Raw genomic sequence first — 17,788 nt, forward strand, 5'->3', positions numbered from 1 at the left:
AGAAACTCTGAATTATTATTCTGCTTACCTAAAATTAAGGAAAACAATGCCAACAAATGTCACAGCAAAGTTAGTGTGTGCAGCTTATTTAAGCCTTTCAACTCTAACATTCGCCAGCACGCTATCGCCGCTGGAAAATGCAATTTCAATATTAAAGGCTGGGCAAACAAAACAGGCAATTGAGTTGTTTGAGAAACAACAAAATGACCCAAAAGCCATGGTTTATTTGGCGGAAATCTATATGGATATAGATTTAGATGAAGCTGAAGAATGGATTGAAAAAGCCATTGAAGTTAAATCTGATGATGCAGAAATTCATTATGTGCGTGGTGCCATAATGGGGCGACAGGCATCTGGCTCTATTTTTTCAGCTTTAAGTTACGCTGGAAAATCAGTGGATAGTTTTACTAAAGCAGTAGAGCTTGAACCAGACTCCATCAAATATCGAAAAGGGCTCATGCAATTCCACACCAGTGCTCCTAGTATTGCTGGTGGCGACCTTGATATAGCCAAAGTCCAAGTAGAAAAAATCAAACTACTGGATCCAAAAGCAGGCTTAGAAGCTGAGATTAATTACGAATTATCCCAAGATAATGATGCATTGGCCGAAGATCTTTTACGGCAAGCCAAACAAACTTATAAAGATATTCCTGAGTTTTTCTTTCAATCAGGTATGTATCAACAACAACAAGAAAATTTTCAAGCGGCGTTTCAAGAATTCACTCTAGCGATCAGTAAAAATGCTGATACTGAAGAAAGTGTTGCAGCAAAATACTTGGCAATGTATCAACTAGGTAAAACTTCTGTTTTAGGTGAAACTAATATTGAGGCTGGTATAAAAGCATTGCAGCAGTATATCAGTGAAGCACCAGACCTAGATGGTATGTCACCTAAACCTTGGGCAGAATTTCGTTTAGCTAATCTAATGGCACTCAATGCGCAAAAGTCAGAAGCCAAAGCGATTTATTTACGTTTGGCAAAAACAGATAACGAAGAGTTATCTAAACAAGCAAAAAAAGCCGCGAAGAAAATTTAATCCCAAAAATTAACCTGCGCACGGGCAGTGCGCGGGTATAGTTTCAAACTTTCTTACTTTGATCCAAATACATGCTTGATTTATGCAACAATTACCTCAAAATCAAGTTCATCTATATTTACCAATCTTTTAATCGTTCATCTAACGTTTTAACAACAGCTCTAAGGAACAATTTTGACCATTAAACTAGGTATAGTGATGGATCCTATTCAGGCCATCAATATCAAAAAAGACACCAGTTTTGCTATGCTGCTCGATGCGCAAAAGCGTGGCTATGAATTGTTCTATATGGAAATGGGCGACCTGTATTTGCAAAATGGTAAACCTATGGCGCGCATGGCGAGTTTGGCAGTTGAGTCAAATGCTGACAAATGGTTTTCCTTAGGAGCTGAATTTCAGCAAAGCCTAGCCGAGTTAGATGTGATCTTAATGCGTAAAGATCCGCCAGTAGACAATGAGTTTATCTATGCCACTCATATGTTTGAACTGGCTGAACAAGCGGGAACTTTGGTGGTGAACCGAGCGCAAAGTTTACGAGATTTTAACGAAAAATTATTTACTTCTTGGTTCCCTGATTTAGTTGCAGATACCTTAGTTACAAGAGATTCCAAATTAATCAGAGAGTTTCATCAAACTCACCAAGACATTATTTGTAAACCCTTGGATGGTATGGGGGGCACCTCAATTTTTAGGGTTAAAGAAGACGGTAATAACTTAGGGGTGATCATTGAAACACTGACCGAGTTAGGCACACGTTATGCGATGTTTCAGAAGTTTTTACCCGAAATCAAAGACGGCGATAAACGTATCCTGATTGTTGATGGACAAGTGGTGCCTTATGCCTTAGCAAGGTTACCCACTAAAGGTGAAAATCGAGGTAATTTGGCTGCGGGTGGCACAGGTAGACCACAACCCTTGTCAGAGTCTGATTTAAAAATTGCCGAAACTATTGCGCCATTGCTAGTGGAAAAAGGTCTGATGTTTGTTGGTTTAGATGTAATTGGTGATAGAGTCACAGAGATCAATGTTACTAGCCCAACTTGCGTACGGGAAATTGAAGCGGCTTATGACGTGAATATTACCGGAATGTTATTCGACGCTATTGAAAAGCGTCTTGCCGCTGGCATAGGAGCCTAATTTTTAAGATGCAAAGTTTGCAGAATTATTTACTCATCGCTTCCCCAAGCATGGACGATCCGTATTTCGCCCGAACTGTCACCTATATTTGTGAACATAACGAGCATGGTGCCATGGGGCTGATAATTAACCAACCTGTTGGCATGAAACTAAAAGAGCTGGTTGAACAGGTTGACGATAAGGCCGAAGTCATTGACGAAAAAGCCGAAGATATTATTTTGGCGGGTGGTCCTGTCAGTCAAGACCGTGGTTTTATTTTACACACCACACAACCCGGTTGGGCATCAAGTTTAACCATGACCCCTGAGGTGATGGTAACCACTTCTAAAGACATTATATCTTCTTTAGGCAATAAAGATGCGCCAGATAAATCTTTGATTATGCTTGGTTACGCCGGCTGGACAGCCGGACAACTCGAAGAAGAAATTCAAACCAGTTCGTGGTTAATGGTCGAAGCCGATACTGAAATTTTATTCGACACACCTATCCATAAAAAATGGGAAACTGCAGTGCAGCGCTTAGGCATAGATGTTTGGCAGCTTGGACCTGATATAGGTCACGCTTGATGGATCATTTATGACAAAATCAGGCCAACGTACCATTTTAGCCTTTGATTTCGGTACCAAAAGCATTGGTGTAGCAGTAGGGCAGGAGATAACTGGCACTGCTTCTCCACTCAATGCACTTAAGGCTGTAGATGGCATTCCTAATTGGGATCTTGTTGCAAAGTTGTTTGCCGAATGGTCACCACAATTAGCTGTGGTCGGTTTACCACTGAATATGGATGGCACAAATCAACAAGTGACATTTTCAGCGAAAAAATTCGCTAACCGACTCAATGCCAAATATAAAGTCGCTATAGAAACCTGTGATGAACGACTCACAACAGTTGATGCAAAAGCCCGTTTATTTGAACTGGGTGGCTATAAAAAACTGGATAAACAAAAAATAGACAGTGTATCGGCCTGCCTTATATTTGAGAGTTGGATTGAAAGCAGCTACGAGTGAATAGCAACGAGTCGGTCAACGAGCGATACGAGCTTAAATAATTTGAACTACGGATTGAAAAATTAAAGAGAAAATAATTCACCACAGAGTTCACAGAGAGCACAGAGAAAAGCCAAAAAGATTATTTTTTAATTCAAGCGTTTTAAAGTATTGTTTCTCTGTGTAGCGCAGCGCTCCGTGTACTCTGTGGTTAACAATTCCTTATATTTTCTTGGGTTGAAATAAAAAATGAAGGCTGTTTTATTTGTCATTTTAGGGTGTTTCTGTGTTTTGAGCTTGCAATCTAGGGCGGCTGCAAATGACACCGAAGCCTATTATCTTTGTGCCCACAAATCCGAGGTGAACACCAGTTGGACCTTTGGTACTGCGCCGGCTTATTGTGATATCGAGCCTTTTGGTGATCCTGACTTTGTACGTGACTATCTAGACGAGATTGTATTTGATGCAGCTGAGCCTGTGTCTACTGAGCGTGCACGTTACATGAACGAAATGAACGCTGTGATAACCGCTTCCGCCAAGTATTACTTATCAATTCGTAAACCCAATGCCATATCTGCTGAGGTCAACGCTTGGGTATATGCCATTCAAGCCGTAGCCAATCAAGAAACCTTTTGGAGTCATTACCGAGATGCTGTGATTGATGGACGGCTGAAGATGATGCGAGGAGACTCTGGCCATGGTCACGGCATGATGCAAATCGATGACCGCTGGCACTTTGCACAAATCAATGAAGGTAAAGGTTGGCAAATTTTTGAGAACATGGTGTACGCCATGGAAATATTTTATGCCGAATGGCAAAACGCCGCGTCAGCTAGTTGTGTGAGCAGCAGCAACAATTGGCTAGAAAGAACCCGCTCTGCGTACTCTGCTTACAATGGTGGACCAAGTAAATTGTGTCGCTGGCACGACAACATCGCATGGCAAGATGAAGGTTTTGCCGACAAGTATGCGGCGCAGTCGTGGCTAAACTATATTGCCGATCAGCATAAAACCTCAGTCATTGATGTGGAATGTTTAATGGAGGGTGTGGAGTTTTGTCTGCCTCAATATTCGCCTCCTGAGTATTCGTTACAAAATCCCGAAAATCTATGGCAATACAATTTTGTGAAACTCACCAGCGAGCAAACTTGTGTATTTGAAGGAGGGCAGTTTCACTGTGTTGAACAGCCCCAAGATGCAAGTTGTTTAAGTGCCAAATTCGATCGCATTTTTCAAGCCCAAGTGGTTATTTTAGATGAACAGCAAAGTCAGGCTTATGGGCAAACGCTGTACGAAAAACATCAGTGTTTAGGCTTTTTGGAAAACAGTTTTGTGGTTGGCCAAAGTATTCAAGCTGAAGACGTGATTAATATCCGCGAAACCGCAGGAGGCACAGATACAGGTGCAAATACCGTGGTTGGCAAGGCCTATCAAATTTTAGATATAGTGGCAGGCACACCTGCCGATCAAAGCCGTTATTACCGTATTCGTTATGATGGTAGCAATGAAGGTTATATTTACGCAGGTGGAATTTGGGACTTTGCCGATTGGGCATCACCCCTAAATCATCAATATTTGCCGGTTGGCGATCGTTATATTGCGATGCAAGGAGACAAGGTTTATGTATCTCATGCTGACGATCTATCGATTACCGATATAGTGGGTGAGGGGGCGACAAGTTTAGGTAAATTGTCTATTGGCTCTGAGGCCGAGGTATTGGACACAGTGGTAACAGGTAACGACAATCAAGTGTATTATCAAATTAGCGCTAATGGATTAACTGGGTATCTATATGCGGGTAAATTATTACCTGAGTCTAGCCTTGCAGATTGGACTTCTTTTACTGCGCCAACTCCCAGCACACCCACAGTGCCCAGTGAACCAGCAACAAGTTCGGGTGGGACCTTATACTATTTATGGTTGTCAGTGTTGTTGTTATTTAGGCGTAAGATATAATGTATAAGATTGTAATTGTAGGGCTAGTCCTTATCGGTGTGGGCGCGTTTATTTGGCAGCAACAACAAACTGAACAACACGCAGATGTTAATACGCCTGCTCAAGCTGTTGTGGCACAACAAGCCGAGACTACTGAAGAGGGAAATGCCAACCCTGATCCCATGGTCACTCAGCCCCAGAAACCGCCTGTTGAACCTGCGTTTTATCAAGCGCGAGAAAACATAATGGCGAACTTGGAAACAGCACGCACTTGCCAGCAAACAGGATCATGCAAAGCGAATGAACAAGATCCTCGAGCGGCCATGTTTGAGCAAGAAAAACGCCTAGTGGATAGTTTGCAATCCTTGCAAGATTTATATGCTGAATATCAGCAACAAGACCCCGTTCTTGACCAAACCATTAATGAATTTATTAGCAGCCCTTTAGGACGAGTACAATTTAAAGCATTACAAATGATGCAACAACAGCCACCAAATATAGGCAATGCAAATAGCCTAATAACCACTCTGGACAATAGTTACGACAGTAAAGTGGTGCAGTTAGCATTACAGGAATTACTGCGTTATCCGTCTTTGTCTGAGCAGGTAGATGCTTTGCTGATGAAAACCCTGCAAACCGGTAGTGTTTATGTTTCCAGAACCGTTGCCAAAGAGATCACTCCTTATCTCAATGCCAGTAACCTTGATGCCTACCAAGCTTTAGCTAAGACACTTCCGACTCAGGCGGCTAAAACCAAGTTGCTGCAATCTGCGATTGACGAATACCGGCAACACTGAGTTTTTTCTATTCGTTATTTGCTCTGTAAACATGCACTTTGAATGCTATTTATCTACCGCTTTGAGTTGTTGTATTTCTTTCCATAATTCTTCCGCTTCGGCGGTAAGCATTGAGTAGGTTTTAATGTCGCCCTTACGTTGGGCCAACATTGCCTCTGTGGATTTTTGGTCGTAGGTTTTACGTAATTTTTTGGCTGGATCTGCTTTTAAAAAACCAAACATGTTATTCTCGATAAGTGTTTATATGCTGTAATTGATTACTGTTTTAATGACCAATTCGATCAGTTTTTTGTGAGTAGAATATTGGATATAGTCACAGGTTGCGCCAACATTTGGCCTTTAACGTAGCTGTCTTCTACTTCTAAAGCATCACGAATGAGATGTATCTTTCTAACTATGTGCATTCCTTTAGTCACTCGACCAAAAGCCGCAAAACCTTGACCATCTGGGTTACGTAAACCACCAAAATCTAAAGAGGGTTGCGCACCAATACAAATAAAAAACTCAGAGGTGGCGGTATCGGGTGCACCGCGCGCCATGGATAACACCCCGTCTAGATGTGCAATGCCTGTTTGTTTAGTTGTTTCAAGCGGAATGGCTGCAAAGTCTTTAAATTCAGTATTAGCACCGCCTTGAATGACCTCAATTTTTGGGGAGCCATTATCATTGTCTAATCGAACCACCCGATAGAATCGACCATTATTGAAAGCTCCCGCTTCGATATAGCGAATAAAGTTACTGACAGACACTGGCGCTTGTTCTGAATAAAGCTCTATTTCGATATTACCTAAATCAGTGCTAATGATGGCTTGTTGAACAGAGTGCGAGCCTTGCTTCTTTTCAATGGCTTGTATGTTTAACGACAACAAACTGAACCCAATAAGTATCGCGATATTACTGATCTTGACTAAAAACTGTGACATGTGAATGTTAATCCTTCTTACAAATAAAAATGGCTTGGCTCAATATTTATGAGGAGTAGACAAATAATAGCTAATGCCAATGATAGTACGTATCTTTTTACGAATGTTAAATAAAGTAAATGTTGTCAAATATAGCGGTTTTTGTAGTACGTGCAGGTAAGGTGTTGGTTGAATATTGAACTACTATGGCTCACTCATTTAGGTTAAAAACAAAATCTGCAAAAAAGCTAATAGAAATGTTGCTTTGTGGTGTTACAGAACCCTCTTTATAGAGTATATTTAGCCCTCGAAAATCTAAATTCCCTTCCTCCTAAAAAGGACAGTTATGCCTGGGTTACACCGCATTATTCTGATTAATTGTCACCTCCCTGGTTTTGTTGAACTTGATGTATCGGGACACAGTAATATCTGTGGAACCAATGCTTCGGGTAAAACCACTTTGCAACGCTTGATCCCGGTTTTTTACGGTGAATTACCCAGTAAAGTGGTACCTAAAACTCGTAAGAAGTTTGATGATTTTTATTTGCCCCATGCAAATAGTTATCTGATTTATGAGTATCAAAGGGAAGACGGGCAGGATTGCCAAGTGGTGTTAACCCGCAAAGGTAGTGATGGCGTACAGTACCGTTTTGTGGAAGCACCTTATCATCAAGAACAAATTTTGGTGGATACCGAGCAAGGTAACGTACAAGCTATGTTACCTGAACAATGGATTAAACAACTTAGACAGTTGGGTATAGAATTTTCTCATAAAATTCAAGCCACTAGTGAGTTTCGTAGCATCATTCAGAATGATGTCAGTGTAGGTCGTGGGGCCGGGCGTGAAAGTACTAAGCTTAGGCAGTTAGCCAGTCGTTATAGTTTGGTTGCAAGCCAACATCGCATTCGACATATGGAAAAATTGGTCAGTGCGGTACATGCCAAAGAAGGCAAAATGGATACCTTGCGTACTATGCTGGCGGCTATTTTTGAAGAAGATGGCTTAGTTCAGCCTACTACCACAGTCAAAAATACTAAGGCCCGTGAGTGGATCACCCAGATGCGTCAGACTATGCGTTTGCAGACTATGCAGAACGACTATCAAAAAATTCAGGCGCAAACTGAATCACTCAATACCATTGAAAATCAATTGTTGCAGCTCAAACCTATTTTAGAAAAAGACTTACAGTCGCTGACAACACAAAAGGCCGATGCTCAAGAACAGCGCAGTAAGATTAAAAATCAGCAAGGTACTGAAAAAGAATCGTTTGAACAAGCAGAAGGCGTATTGAATAGCCGCGTCAGTGAAACCGCTGAAAACCTAAAAGCCAAGTCGTCACGTTTAGATCATATCCAGCAGCAGTATGAAAAATATCAGGACTCCGATCTTGATCAATTACAAAAAGATATGGACTCCTTGCCCCTAAAACGCGAAGAGTACGAACAAAAGTTAGAACAATACAACTTGCTGATAGAGCAACATAAAGACTTACAGAGTCAGCTTGATCAGCAAAAGTTTAAGTTGTCTGAATCTTTAGAGCGTCTGTCCCGTAAAAATCAGGCTCAAGTCAAAACTATTAGTCAGCAAAAAGAGCTTGCACGAAGTACCCACAGCGAAAAAGAAGTGGATTTGCGCGGCCAGTTTGAGCAGCGTAAAGAACATCAGGCTAAAGAGTTTGATGAACAACTACTTGATATTGAACGCAGCATAGTTCGCCAAGAGCACCAAGCCAAACAAGCTTCAGCCACAGATCAAGAAATAGAAAACGGTGCACTAGCCGACAAACGTTTGGAGCTTGCCCAGCGAGCTTGGCAACAAAGTTCTGCTGCTAAGAAACAAGGCGAAAGTAGCTATCAAGAGCTTCGAAACAAACGCGATGAAGCTGACAAAGTATTACACCAGGCCAGGCAAGCTGCGCGGCAAGCCAAGGAACGTTTGCAACAACTTCATAAGCAACTTTCACCTGAACAAGATAGCTTAAGACAGTTCCTACGTGACAATAAACCCGGCTGGGAACAGAGCATAGGTAAGTTAATCAATGAGCCCTTGCTGAATAAAAAAGACTTATCACCACATATACTGACCGATATCAGTGATGAAGCTGCGAATAGCTTTTTAGGTGTGAAATTAAATTTAGCCGCTATTGAAGCTCCTGATTACGCCCAAGACGAAACCGCCTTAACCTTGTCTTTAGAGCAAGCCAAAAAACATTTAGCGGCTGCTGAAAAACACCAAAAACAAGCAGAGTCTGAATTAGATGAATGTCATCGTGAGGCTGAGTTACAACGAGAAATTGTAGCTGAAAAAAATCGAGCATTTGAACAAGCCGAACAAGAAATTGGTTATGCGCAAAGTGCCAAACAGCGTTTTGCCGATGAACTTAAAGCTGTGTTAGAAAAGCGTAAGCAGCAAGCTAAACAAGCTTTGCAACAGTATCTAGATGAAAAACAGCAAATTTTGTCGCAAAAACAAAGCGCTATTGATGTATTAAGGTCTGATTTTGAAGAACAACTGTTGGAATTTAAGACCGGTTGGCAAGGTGAACTTGCTGTTTTAGATGAACAAGTTGAAGAGTTAGATCGTCAAGTTGACTATAAACGTCAACAAAACCGCGAACAGATTAAACAGCTCGAAGATGCCTTTAATCAAGAATTGGCCAACAAAGACATAGATCCTAATACCCTGCGCGAACTTAAACAACAAATCGAAGCGTTAAAAAATCATCTTCAAGCCGTGACCGCTAGACGTGATGAGCTAAACGAATATAAAACCTTTATGCAAACCGATTGGTTGAAACAACGCCCAGAATTACTGGAACAGGAGGCCGAGTTAAAAGCGCTCGCACAGCAGTTGGATCAGCAGCAAAGTACTCTGCGAAGTCATTATCAAGCTAAACGTGCTGAATTATCGAAAGTGTTGTTAGCGGTAGAAAAAAGTTTATCTGGTTTTAGTTCTTTGATCACAGAAATTGAGCCTATGGTGCGCCAGCTCAGTAATATCGTATTTTCCTTTAAAGCAACAGAGCAGCAAAATGTTAACTTAGGCGATCAAGCTGAGCGCATTAACCGCTGTACCGAAGCGCTGGAAAGTCGTAGCCGTGGCGAGAAAAAACTCAAAGAAGCCTTGACCGAATTTGAAGCCACTTTAGGTAAAGATGCAGGTAAAGACTTTTTAGATACTATGATACAAGCCTTTAGTGTATTAGACGAAGACGCCAATATACGAGAACGCCTGCCCATTTTGCAGCGCTTATTGAGTATTTTAGAGTCTCGTCAGCGCCAAATTGTGGAGCAGGGTGAAACCATAGGTGGTGACTTAAATAAATTCTTTACTGTTTTTAGTGATATTAACCGCAAAATCGCCCAGCAAAGTAAACGCCTGACCGACGAAGTATCTGATGATTTAGTTTTGGACGGCATAGCCCGCTCCGAAGTAAAGATCATTTCTACTGTAGATGAATTGAATTTTTGGGCACCGTTAAAACGTTTTGCTCAGCAATACAATAAGTGGAACACCTCTGACGACTTTCTACCTAGCGAAGCGTATTTAGATAACCTCGCTGATGTGGTTGAGGTATTGCCTAATGATGCCAATTACAGCATCGAATCATTATTACGTTTAGAGTTACACCTTAATGAAGGTGGTTCAGACTTAGTGATTAAAAACGATAGACAATTACTTGAGTCCTCTAGTCACGGTATGGCTTATCTTATTTTGTGTAAGTTTTTATTGGCCTTTACTCGTTTGTTGCGTAACCAAGCGAATATTCATGTGCATTGGCCAATTGATGAAATTGGCACCTTGGCGTATCACAATGTAGAAAAACTCTTTAAGGCTTGTGATACCAATCAGATCCACATCTTGGGGGCATTCCCCAATCCAGAATCAGATGTGTTGATGTTGTTTAAACATAGATATTTAATTGATAAACAAAAACAACATCTAGAAAAAATTGAGCCTAAACTCAGCCGTATTGCCGAGCGTTTGCAACAGAATAAAACCTCAAGCATTGAATCATCACAGGTGAACCCATGATAGAAAATGGTCCATTATTAGAACGCTTATTAGAAGGCGAATACATTTGTTCAGTGACAGACGAACATAGTTTTCATAAGTTGCAAAATGACGAGCTGGTGGATGACTTAAATCACTTCTTAAGGCCGTTAAATAGACGGGTGGCCAAAAACGATGATGGTTCGGTATATTTTTTAGCCTATTGTGATTTGACTCCAAACGCTCGTCAGCACCTTAGCCATCAATTTACCAGTACAGTGCAATCCTTATTACCTATGTTGGAGTGGATGCAATTGGTACAAGAAGCACTAGGTCGCGATGGTGCACTTAGTTTAGGTGACACTATTAAGTTGCAAGACTTTGAGTCCAAAGTGGTAGATAACCAGTCTCTTATTCAGCGTTTAGCCCATCTTGCCAACGACAAGGTGTTTAAATCTACCAGTGACAAACCTGATATGCAGATCAAACAAGTCTTTAAGCGCATTAAAGAGTTGGGGTATTTACATCAGCCTCATAAAGACCGATTGTTTTATATTGTCACCGGTAAGGTTGAACAACTCATTGAGTTAGTGCGTTTTATTAAAGACGAAGAAAACCTACCCATTGACGACGAGCTTCCTGAACAAGAGGTGATGTTTTGAGTCAAGCACCAAAACAAAAAAGCACAGCCCAAAGCAATCCACTGTTTGCATTAGGCAAAGAGCGTTTAGAGTTAATAGGCAAACATGCTGATGCATTAATGCAAGGGTATTTGGATGGGCATATCAATGAGTCCGCCTTTTCACAACAAGCATTGCAAAAGCTTCTCGATAGCCGAGTGTTGGATTATCCAGATGAGCAGACGTTAAGTTTGCGGCCCATAGTGAATGAATTGATTGCCAGCTTGACTCAGGATGAGCGAAAACGCCAAATTAACTCAGATGTAGGTGAACACCTCGACCAAATTCACACCCGTGTTCAATCATTACAAGCCGCAAGACAAAAAGGTGATTACGCAGCGACCGAGCATCACTTGCAGTTGCTAACAGAACGTGTGAATGACATGACAGGGCAGTTTGGTGATGCCATTGAAAGCTTGTGGCATAGACTCAATACCGAATTTGGTTTTGTAAGTAGTTTAGATGACAAAATTTTAGAAATTGAACTCGCCCAGCGACAACTTAGGCGGATACTTGACGGTTTTGGGATCATTAACTTTGACGATCTTATTCAACTAGCGGGCAGTGATGGTTCACTTCGTAAGTTATTAGTGAGTCAATTGCAGGCGCGTATTTCTGAACATTCAGGATCATTGTTAGAAGTACAAAAACGCCTGGTTTTATTGATGTCGCGCTTCCGTCAGCAACAAGACAAAGCATTATTAATTAATCGTATGAGTGCTTTTTTACGTCAACATCCTAATTTTCAAGTCGGTGATTACCCCAATCGTAGTCAAGTGCCAGCTGTAGTTAATCAGGCTCACGGTATCCATGCTCAGGCTTTTATTGCGTTAGACAGACCTCAAGATAGCTATGCCTTAGCAGAGCTCGCCCGTGCTGTGCCCAGGGAGCCTGAACAAAATGCTAAGTCTGAGAGTCAAACCCAAGGTTTTTCTGTTGCGCTGCAGAACTTAGTTGCCACCGAACAAAAACAACTCGCAAAAGATGTCGAAGACTTCTTTATCCAAGTCATAGAAAGTCCAGAAGCATTAAGTGGTGTGGATTATTTAGCCGAAAAAGAATTACCTTGGGAGCCCGAAATGTGGTTATTCCAAATTGTGGCTGAATACCAAGGTTTACCTGAGCAAAATAAACAAAGTTTTATGCTAGAAAAAGACAGCGCCCAGAAAAGCCGCTTTAATCAATTGCATATCATTCGAGATGTCAAAGTGGGCATGCATTTGTTAGGCAATTTTCAGGCGGTAGGTTAAGCCAAGTTATGGCAGATGATCTCAGTTTAAAGGCCAAAGGATTACTTGCTACACAACACCATAAACTGTTATTTGATGAAGCTTCTGTGGCGAATGTAAGTCGTATCCTAGAAGAGATTTTAAATTGGTGTGATGACCTAGAGTTTCAACCAGGAAAATGGCTTAAGTCTAATAAAACCTATCGATTCGATAGAGACTATATAACCCAAATAAATCAAATATTAGTGGATGAAGGTTACGCTAATATTTTTGATAACTTTGATCAAGATAACCACAGAAGCGCAGCACAAAGATCCCCAAATGAAAAACAGGCGAAACGCAAACCAACTCATCACCTTATTCTTTGTGCAGTCACTGAAGGGGCTGCTCTTGATGCCATTAATCAATGTTTTTACTCATGCCAGCACCAGCAGACCAATATTGAATTAGATGTTAGCCAGGTGCGATTAAATGCTTTTGACTGTCTTGTGATAGTGGAAAATCGTGATAGTTTTAATGATTGGTTTGAATATAAACATTATGCAAACTTATCTAAGCCTCTGGTTATTTACCGTGGCGATAAATATCACTCAACTGCCTGCAAAACTATACTTAGAAGTTGGTTAAACACCCAAGATGATAAACCCGCTATCTACTTTGGTGATTTTGATTTAGCAGGATTACGCATTGCGACTAGTGCAGGATACTCTCATCTGCTGTTACCAGAATATACTTGGCTAACCAAAAATGTGATTAAGCAACATTACCCTGATAATCAACAAAAGTACTTAGCTAGATTAGAATTAGATTGTCCTATTGGTTGGCAGCCATTACTGCAACTGATGCGTAACAAACGGACAGGGCTAAGACAGCAAAAAATGTATGACACGCCATTAATTCTGTATTCTAATCTAGGGTAGGCATATTTCAGGATTTGGGAGATGGTACAAGGAAGGCCAAAAAGCCAATGGCTAATACATTGGCTTTCAAAATAAACGGTTGGGAAAATGGAAAGTTAAGGTAAAACTTTCATCGCACTATTAAACTTATCTTGCCCTTTAACTACCCATGAAGGAGTCGCATCTCCTGTTCCTGCATGGATCAGTGAAGCATGGCGTTCTACCACTTCACTCATAACCTCATATTGATTGGCATCTACATCGACAAAAAATACGTGTTTACCTTGCTTCAGTAAAGCCTGAAAACGCTTGAATTGATAATTGGGTATTTGGATACCTATTAAGCCACCTACCCAAGTGCAAAAACCTAAAACAATAACCGCTAGAAATCCAGCAGGAAGCCATCCAGTTGCTGTTGTATGCCATTGCATTGTATAGGTAATACCGAAAATAAGCGCAGCGCCGATAATACCTACAACTGCACCTAGTTGGGTCGAGTGAACCACATCTTGCTTGAGAACCGCTTCAATGGCATGAAGGTGATGCTTTTCTACTTCTGCATCGTCTTCGCTAAGTACATGGAGTTGTGGTGAACTGAGGCCACTTAACTCAAGTTCTCGTGCAACTGCTTCGAGGTCGTTTAGATCGTCACTTACATAATAATGTCTTTGCATCTTTACTTACTCCGCTGTCTATTAATTGTACGTATTGATTAAAGCTCAACCAGCTTGAGTTGTATAGTATTGTCGCAAAAATATTGATTTTTATTGTGTGGATCAGGGGAATGGCTTAATACTCAGTTTTTTTAACCAGCATAATAGATAATGATGGATAATATAGTCCATTCAGCCTCATCATAGCTTGACTAAGGTAACGATAATATTTAATGTTGATGACTGGAAAAATGATAATCTACGGTGTTTATCTGGGGCCTGAAATAATATAACTATGTTATTAAGAGTCTTAATCTAAATCAGATATAAGCCGTTTTTAGAATTTCTTCAATGACTATGCGAACCTGAATAAAAAACAAAAATGCATGCCCTGAGCAGCATTACAAAAGCAGTTTTGCGTAGACATCATGGAAGAGTCCATTTTTGAATTATTTATTGCTAATTTTGGTGTGTCATTGATATTTTGGAGTTAAAAAAGTCGGACGGAGTCGGAAAAACAATAAAACAACCTTAGTGTCTTTATTTAGTGACAGGTTAAGCTGTTGAATTTAAAGTGTTTTCACTAAAGCTGTTGATTATAGTCTTATTTAAACAACATAGTTATTAGGAAGGTTCCCAGAGTTTACACAACGTTTAAAATAACATGTTGATTTATATGCTTAAAAAAACTCTGGCATATTATTTGAATTGACTGATATTTACTGAATTGTGTGATGATCAATTTCCTTATTGACAATGTTAAAGCAAATAAAAAAAACAAAAGTGCGAATTTAAATATGCAACCAAACTCAATGTTAGATCAAAATCCAACCAAAGCTACGCCAGAGAAAGTTTGTAACTTATTTCACTTGAGTCCATTACACCGTTTTGGCCACTATTTTGATGTGGAAAGTGGCGTAAATCAAATGATGTCACCCATCAAATGTGTAGAAATTTATAAATTACGGCATAAAGTCTATTGTGAAACATTAGGATATGAGCCTATTTATGACAACGGAATTGAGAAGGATAATTTTGACATTCGTTCTCACCATGTCGCTATTACTCATCAAAAACTAGGTACGGTAATTGGATGTACGCGGGTGGTGAATTGTTTTGATGAAACTGATTTGTTGCCAGTGGAAGTGTTGGCCGAAAAGCAGTTGTTAGACGCCGAATACCATCCTAATAAGTTTGGCCGTGAAAATATCTGTGAAATTTCTCGTCTTGCAGTAGACCAAGAATTTAAACAAAACTTAGATGAAGTCACTGCTCATGAGCAATCGTTATATCCTTATATCGCCTTACATTTATATTACAGCTCTCTGAAGTTGGCAGTGGAGTCGAATAGACCTCATGTATATTTGTTATCAGAATCAAAATTGATCCGTTGTATGCGTATGGAGGGTATTAATATTATCCCGATCGGTGATTATGTTGCGCACAAAGGTTTACGCAAACCATGCTATATCAATGCACAAGAATTTATTGATAACCTACCTAAGAAGTTTTTACCGATTTCCCAAAATAAATATGTGAAGAGTCAATTACCTGCAACCTCTGTAGAGTTATCTGCAATAAAAGCCTGAAATGTTTTATAAATGTTAAGTGGTTCAACTACTATTAACCATTTTTACTAAGACTAGTATTTACATTTAAGCGACCATGGAATGCCATTCTGGCAATAGCTGGTCGCTTTCAATTTCCCCTAGTAATGCGCCTATACAGTCATGGATATTGTGAACGCTTATATGGCCTAGAGTTGTCTGTTATTGCTTACCTTCGTGAAGTTACCAATAATTATGTGAAAACTTTTGGCCTCAAAAAGTAGAGAGTAGCTTTAATACCATTCTGTATAAAAAGGGAGAGGAAGGATTTCTAGGCTTTAAAAAATAACAATATTAGATGTCTAGAATTAAAAATCATATACAAACTCTAAGGTCAGTCTGCGGTCTGTGAGGTCAGCGTTTGAAAAGTTTATAGCACTTGGATTGGGATTGTTTGAGCTTCGATCTAAATATCTGAAGTCCAAGTTGGTAGACATATTTCGTCCTAACTCTCGAGAGATGCCAAGGCTACTTGAAATGGTCTTAGTCTCTGTACCTGTCGACTCTTCATCGATAAGCGCATAACTTATCGTTAAATTGAGTTTGGTTCTGCGACCAGCTTGGAGGCTGTTAGTTAAGGTAGCAATATTATTTTTTTGAATCCTATCTGTCTCCAAATATTCTATATTACTATGTGCAAAACTCAAAGCGGATGTAATTCTTCTACCACTCAGTCCAAAACTGGCGTTAAGGCTTTTTCTTAGTATAATTTGTTCGCTTAATTCGGGTATTTGCGCCAATAGATTGGAAAATTGTTGCCCTGGCTCAAGTTCGTAGGAAGGACTTGATGGCTGAAAGCATTCGCTGAACGAAAAACTGCCCGCAGGACAGACAAATACACCTTGGTCTTCGAGGCTGGTTATCAGACGAGACGAAGTGGTAAGTTGTTCGTTGTAACTCATTCGAGTTCTTAAGTGTTTGGTGTTGTGGATAAGTGAAAACGACCCACTATCACCAAAGAAACGTTTGCCATAATTTGCCTGAATAGAGGTTCTACTTGTAAAGTGCCAGTTCAAATCGAGCCCTATAAATGTTTCTTCTTCCTGATCGCTTTTTTCAGATTGGTTATAAGTTACAGTGATCGTCCTGTTTTTTGAGGCAAACCAAGATAATCCCACTCCAAAGCTGTCGTAATTGAGATTATTTATTGAAAGCTCGTCGGCATTTGCCAATTCATTTTCCTCGGTTCGCCCCTGTAAAACTGCTCGAATATTGCTAAATAGACCAAAACCTATTTCCCCGTCTATTACTCTTGACGTAAGATTATCGTTAATTGAACGATCAGTATTTTGATAGCTTGAATTAAAGTCCCAACTCAATTGGGTAAACTCGTCTCCTTGGTAAAATCTAGTTTCCAAAAACTGATTATTGTTATTAAGTCCCAAGTTAGTGCCAGTAGTTTTGTCACTTTTCACATTCGACATACCACCATTTAATTCTAAACGAAAATATTTTCGAGAAGGTACAGTTAAAGATACACTTGCACTATTATTCCGTGTTTTTGATAAGCCATCCGCCCCAAGATATGGGTCATTAACAAAATACTGGGAGGAAAGAATACTTCTATAAGATTGGCCTCCAGCAAGTTTTAACGACAGAATTTTTTCGACTAGAGAAATATCACCAGAATATTGATAATTAGTGAAACTATTATTTTGATTTCCCGTAGTTGTATCTGACTGTATTTGGTTATGATCTAAAGATAAGTTTCCGACCAAACGCTTGCTTTTATAGCTCGTTCTTATGCTAGGTTCTATGGACAAGATGCTGGCATCACTTTCTGCAAATGTTTCAGAATCATTCTGTGAACGTATAAGTGATGTACTAATGCTAGGCTTGATATCAAGCTCACCTGCTGCTGGCTCCATGGAATAGCCAATTAACAGACAAGTGGTGGTTAGCGTGATAAATTTAAAATTCAAAGTGCAGCCC

At 40.1% G+C, this 17,788-nt stretch carries 15 protein-coding genes; 11 read left to right on the forward strand and 4 right to left on the reverse strand.

Annotated features, from left to right (window positions below):
• Positions 1–46 precede the first annotated feature (46 nt).
• The 6 genes from GARC_RS07405 to GARC_RS07430 all read left to right on the forward strand — a co-directional run bounded on the left by GARC_RS07405 (position 47) and on the right by GARC_RS07430 (position 5,892).
• Positions 47–1,036, forward strand: a complete 990-nt coding sequence (locus GARC_RS07405; protein ID WP_007618432.1) for a tetratricopeptide repeat protein — start codon at positions 47–49, stop codon at positions 1,034–1,036.
• A 174-nt stretch (positions 1,037–1,210) separates the two neighbouring features.
• Positions 1,211–2,173, forward strand: a complete 963-nt coding sequence (gene gshB / locus GARC_RS07410) for a glutathione synthase (protein WP_007618433.1) — start codon at positions 1,211–1,213, stop codon at positions 2,171–2,173.
• 8 nt (positions 2,174–2,181) lie between these two features.
• The gene (locus tag GARC_RS07415) at positions 2,182–2,739 is read left to right on the forward strand and encodes a YqgE/AlgH family protein (RefSeq protein ID WP_007618434.1); all 558 of its coding nucleotides are present in this window, start codon (positions 2,182–2,184) and stop codon (positions 2,737–2,739) included.
• Positions 2,740–2,749: 10 nt separating this feature from the next.
• Positions 2,750–3,181 (forward strand): Holliday junction resolvase RuvX, encoded by a 432-nt coding sequence (gene ruvX, locus GARC_RS07420; protein ID WP_007618436.1) that lies wholly within the window; start codon positions 2,750–2,752, stop codon positions 3,179–3,181.
• A 270-nt stretch (positions 3,182–3,451) separates the two neighbouring features.
• Complete coding sequence (locus GARC_RS07425; RefSeq protein WP_153810885.1) at positions 3,452–5,116, forward strand: hypothetical protein; 1,665 nt, start codon at positions 3,452–3,454, stop codon at positions 5,114–5,116.
• Positions 5,116–5,892, forward strand: a complete 777-nt coding sequence (locus GARC_RS07430; protein ID WP_007618440.1) for a hypothetical protein — start codon at positions 5,116–5,118, stop codon at positions 5,890–5,892. The genes GARC_RS07425 and GARC_RS07430 overlap by 1 nt, the downstream gene beginning before the upstream one ends.
• A gap of 45 nt (positions 5,893–5,937) precedes the next feature.
• Here GARC_RS07430 and GARC_RS26700 read toward each other — a convergent pair whose 3' ends face one another.
• Together GARC_RS26700 and GARC_RS07435 are read right to left on the reverse strand one after the other, a co-directional pair.
• Entirely contained in the window at positions 5,938–6,114 is a 177-nt protein-coding gene (locus GARC_RS26700) for a DUF6435 family protein (RefSeq protein ID WP_007618442.1), read from the reverse strand.
• A gap of 59 nt (positions 6,115–6,173) precedes the next feature.
• Positions 6,174–6,815 carry a peptidylprolyl isomerase gene (locus GARC_RS07435; protein WP_007618444.1) on the reverse strand — a complete coding sequence of 214 codons (642 nt, stop codon included), beginning with the start codon at positions 6,813–6,815 and terminating at the stop codon, positions 6,174–6,176.
• Positions 6,816–7,140: 325 nt separating this feature from the next.
• Here GARC_RS07435 and GARC_RS07440 point away from each other — a divergent pair, with 325 nt between their 5' ends.
• Genes GARC_RS07440 through GARC_RS07455 form a run of 4 tightly spaced genes read left to right on the forward strand, consistent with a single transcriptional unit; the run spans position 7,141 to position 13,617 of the window.
• On the forward strand, positions 7,141–10,830 hold the full coding sequence (locus GARC_RS07440; RefSeq protein WP_007618446.1) for an ATP-binding protein: 3,690 nt from the start codon (positions 7,141–7,143) through the stop codon (positions 10,828–10,830).
• Complete coding sequence (locus GARC_RS07445; RefSeq protein ID WP_007618448.1) at positions 10,827–11,450, forward strand: hypothetical protein; 624 nt, start codon at positions 10,827–10,829, stop codon at positions 11,448–11,450. Before GARC_RS07440 ends, GARC_RS07445 begins: the two co-directional genes overlap by 4 nt.
• Positions 11,447–12,718 (forward strand): hypothetical protein, encoded by a 1,272-nt coding sequence (locus GARC_RS07450; RefSeq protein WP_007618450.1) that lies wholly within the window; start codon positions 11,447–11,449, stop codon positions 12,716–12,718. The genes GARC_RS07445 and GARC_RS07450 overlap by 4 nt, the downstream gene beginning before the upstream one ends.
• Before the next feature lie 8 nt (positions 12,719–12,726).
• The gene (locus GARC_RS07455; protein ID WP_007618452.1) at positions 12,727–13,617 is read left to right on the forward strand and encodes a DUF7281 domain-containing protein; all 891 of its coding nucleotides are present in this window, start codon (positions 12,727–12,729) and stop codon (positions 13,615–13,617) included.
• Between the two features lie 95 nt (positions 13,618–13,712).
• Here GARC_RS07455 and GARC_RS07460 read toward each other — a convergent pair whose 3' ends face one another.
• Positions 13,713–14,270: a hypothetical protein gene (locus GARC_RS07460; protein ID WP_007618453.1), complete on the reverse strand. Its 558-nt coding sequence runs from the start codon at positions 14,268–14,270 to the stop codon at positions 13,713–13,715.
• A 776-nt stretch (positions 14,271–15,046) separates the two neighbouring features.
• Between GARC_RS07460 and GARC_RS07465 the strand changes: the two genes are divergently transcribed.
• Positions 15,047–15,838, forward strand: coding sequence for a PEP-CTERM/exosortase system-associated acyltransferase (locus GARC_RS07465; protein WP_161603928.1), 792 nt, complete (start codon positions 15,047–15,049; stop codon positions 15,836–15,838).
• Positions 15,839–16,164: 326 nt separating this feature from the next.
• Here the strand turns inward: GARC_RS07465 and GARC_RS07470 are convergent, their stop codons facing one another.
• Entirely contained in the window at positions 16,165–17,778 is a 1,614-nt protein-coding gene (locus tag GARC_RS07470) for a TIGR03016 family PEP-CTERM system-associated outer membrane protein (protein WP_153810886.1), read from the reverse strand.
• Positions 17,779–17,788 lie beyond the last annotated feature (10 nt).

Origin of the sequence: Paraglaciecola arctica BSs20135, assembly GCF_000314995.1 — a bacterium.
GTDB classification, from domain to species: Bacteria; Pseudomonadota; Gammaproteobacteria; order Enterobacterales; family Alteromonadaceae; genus Paraglaciecola; species Paraglaciecola arctica.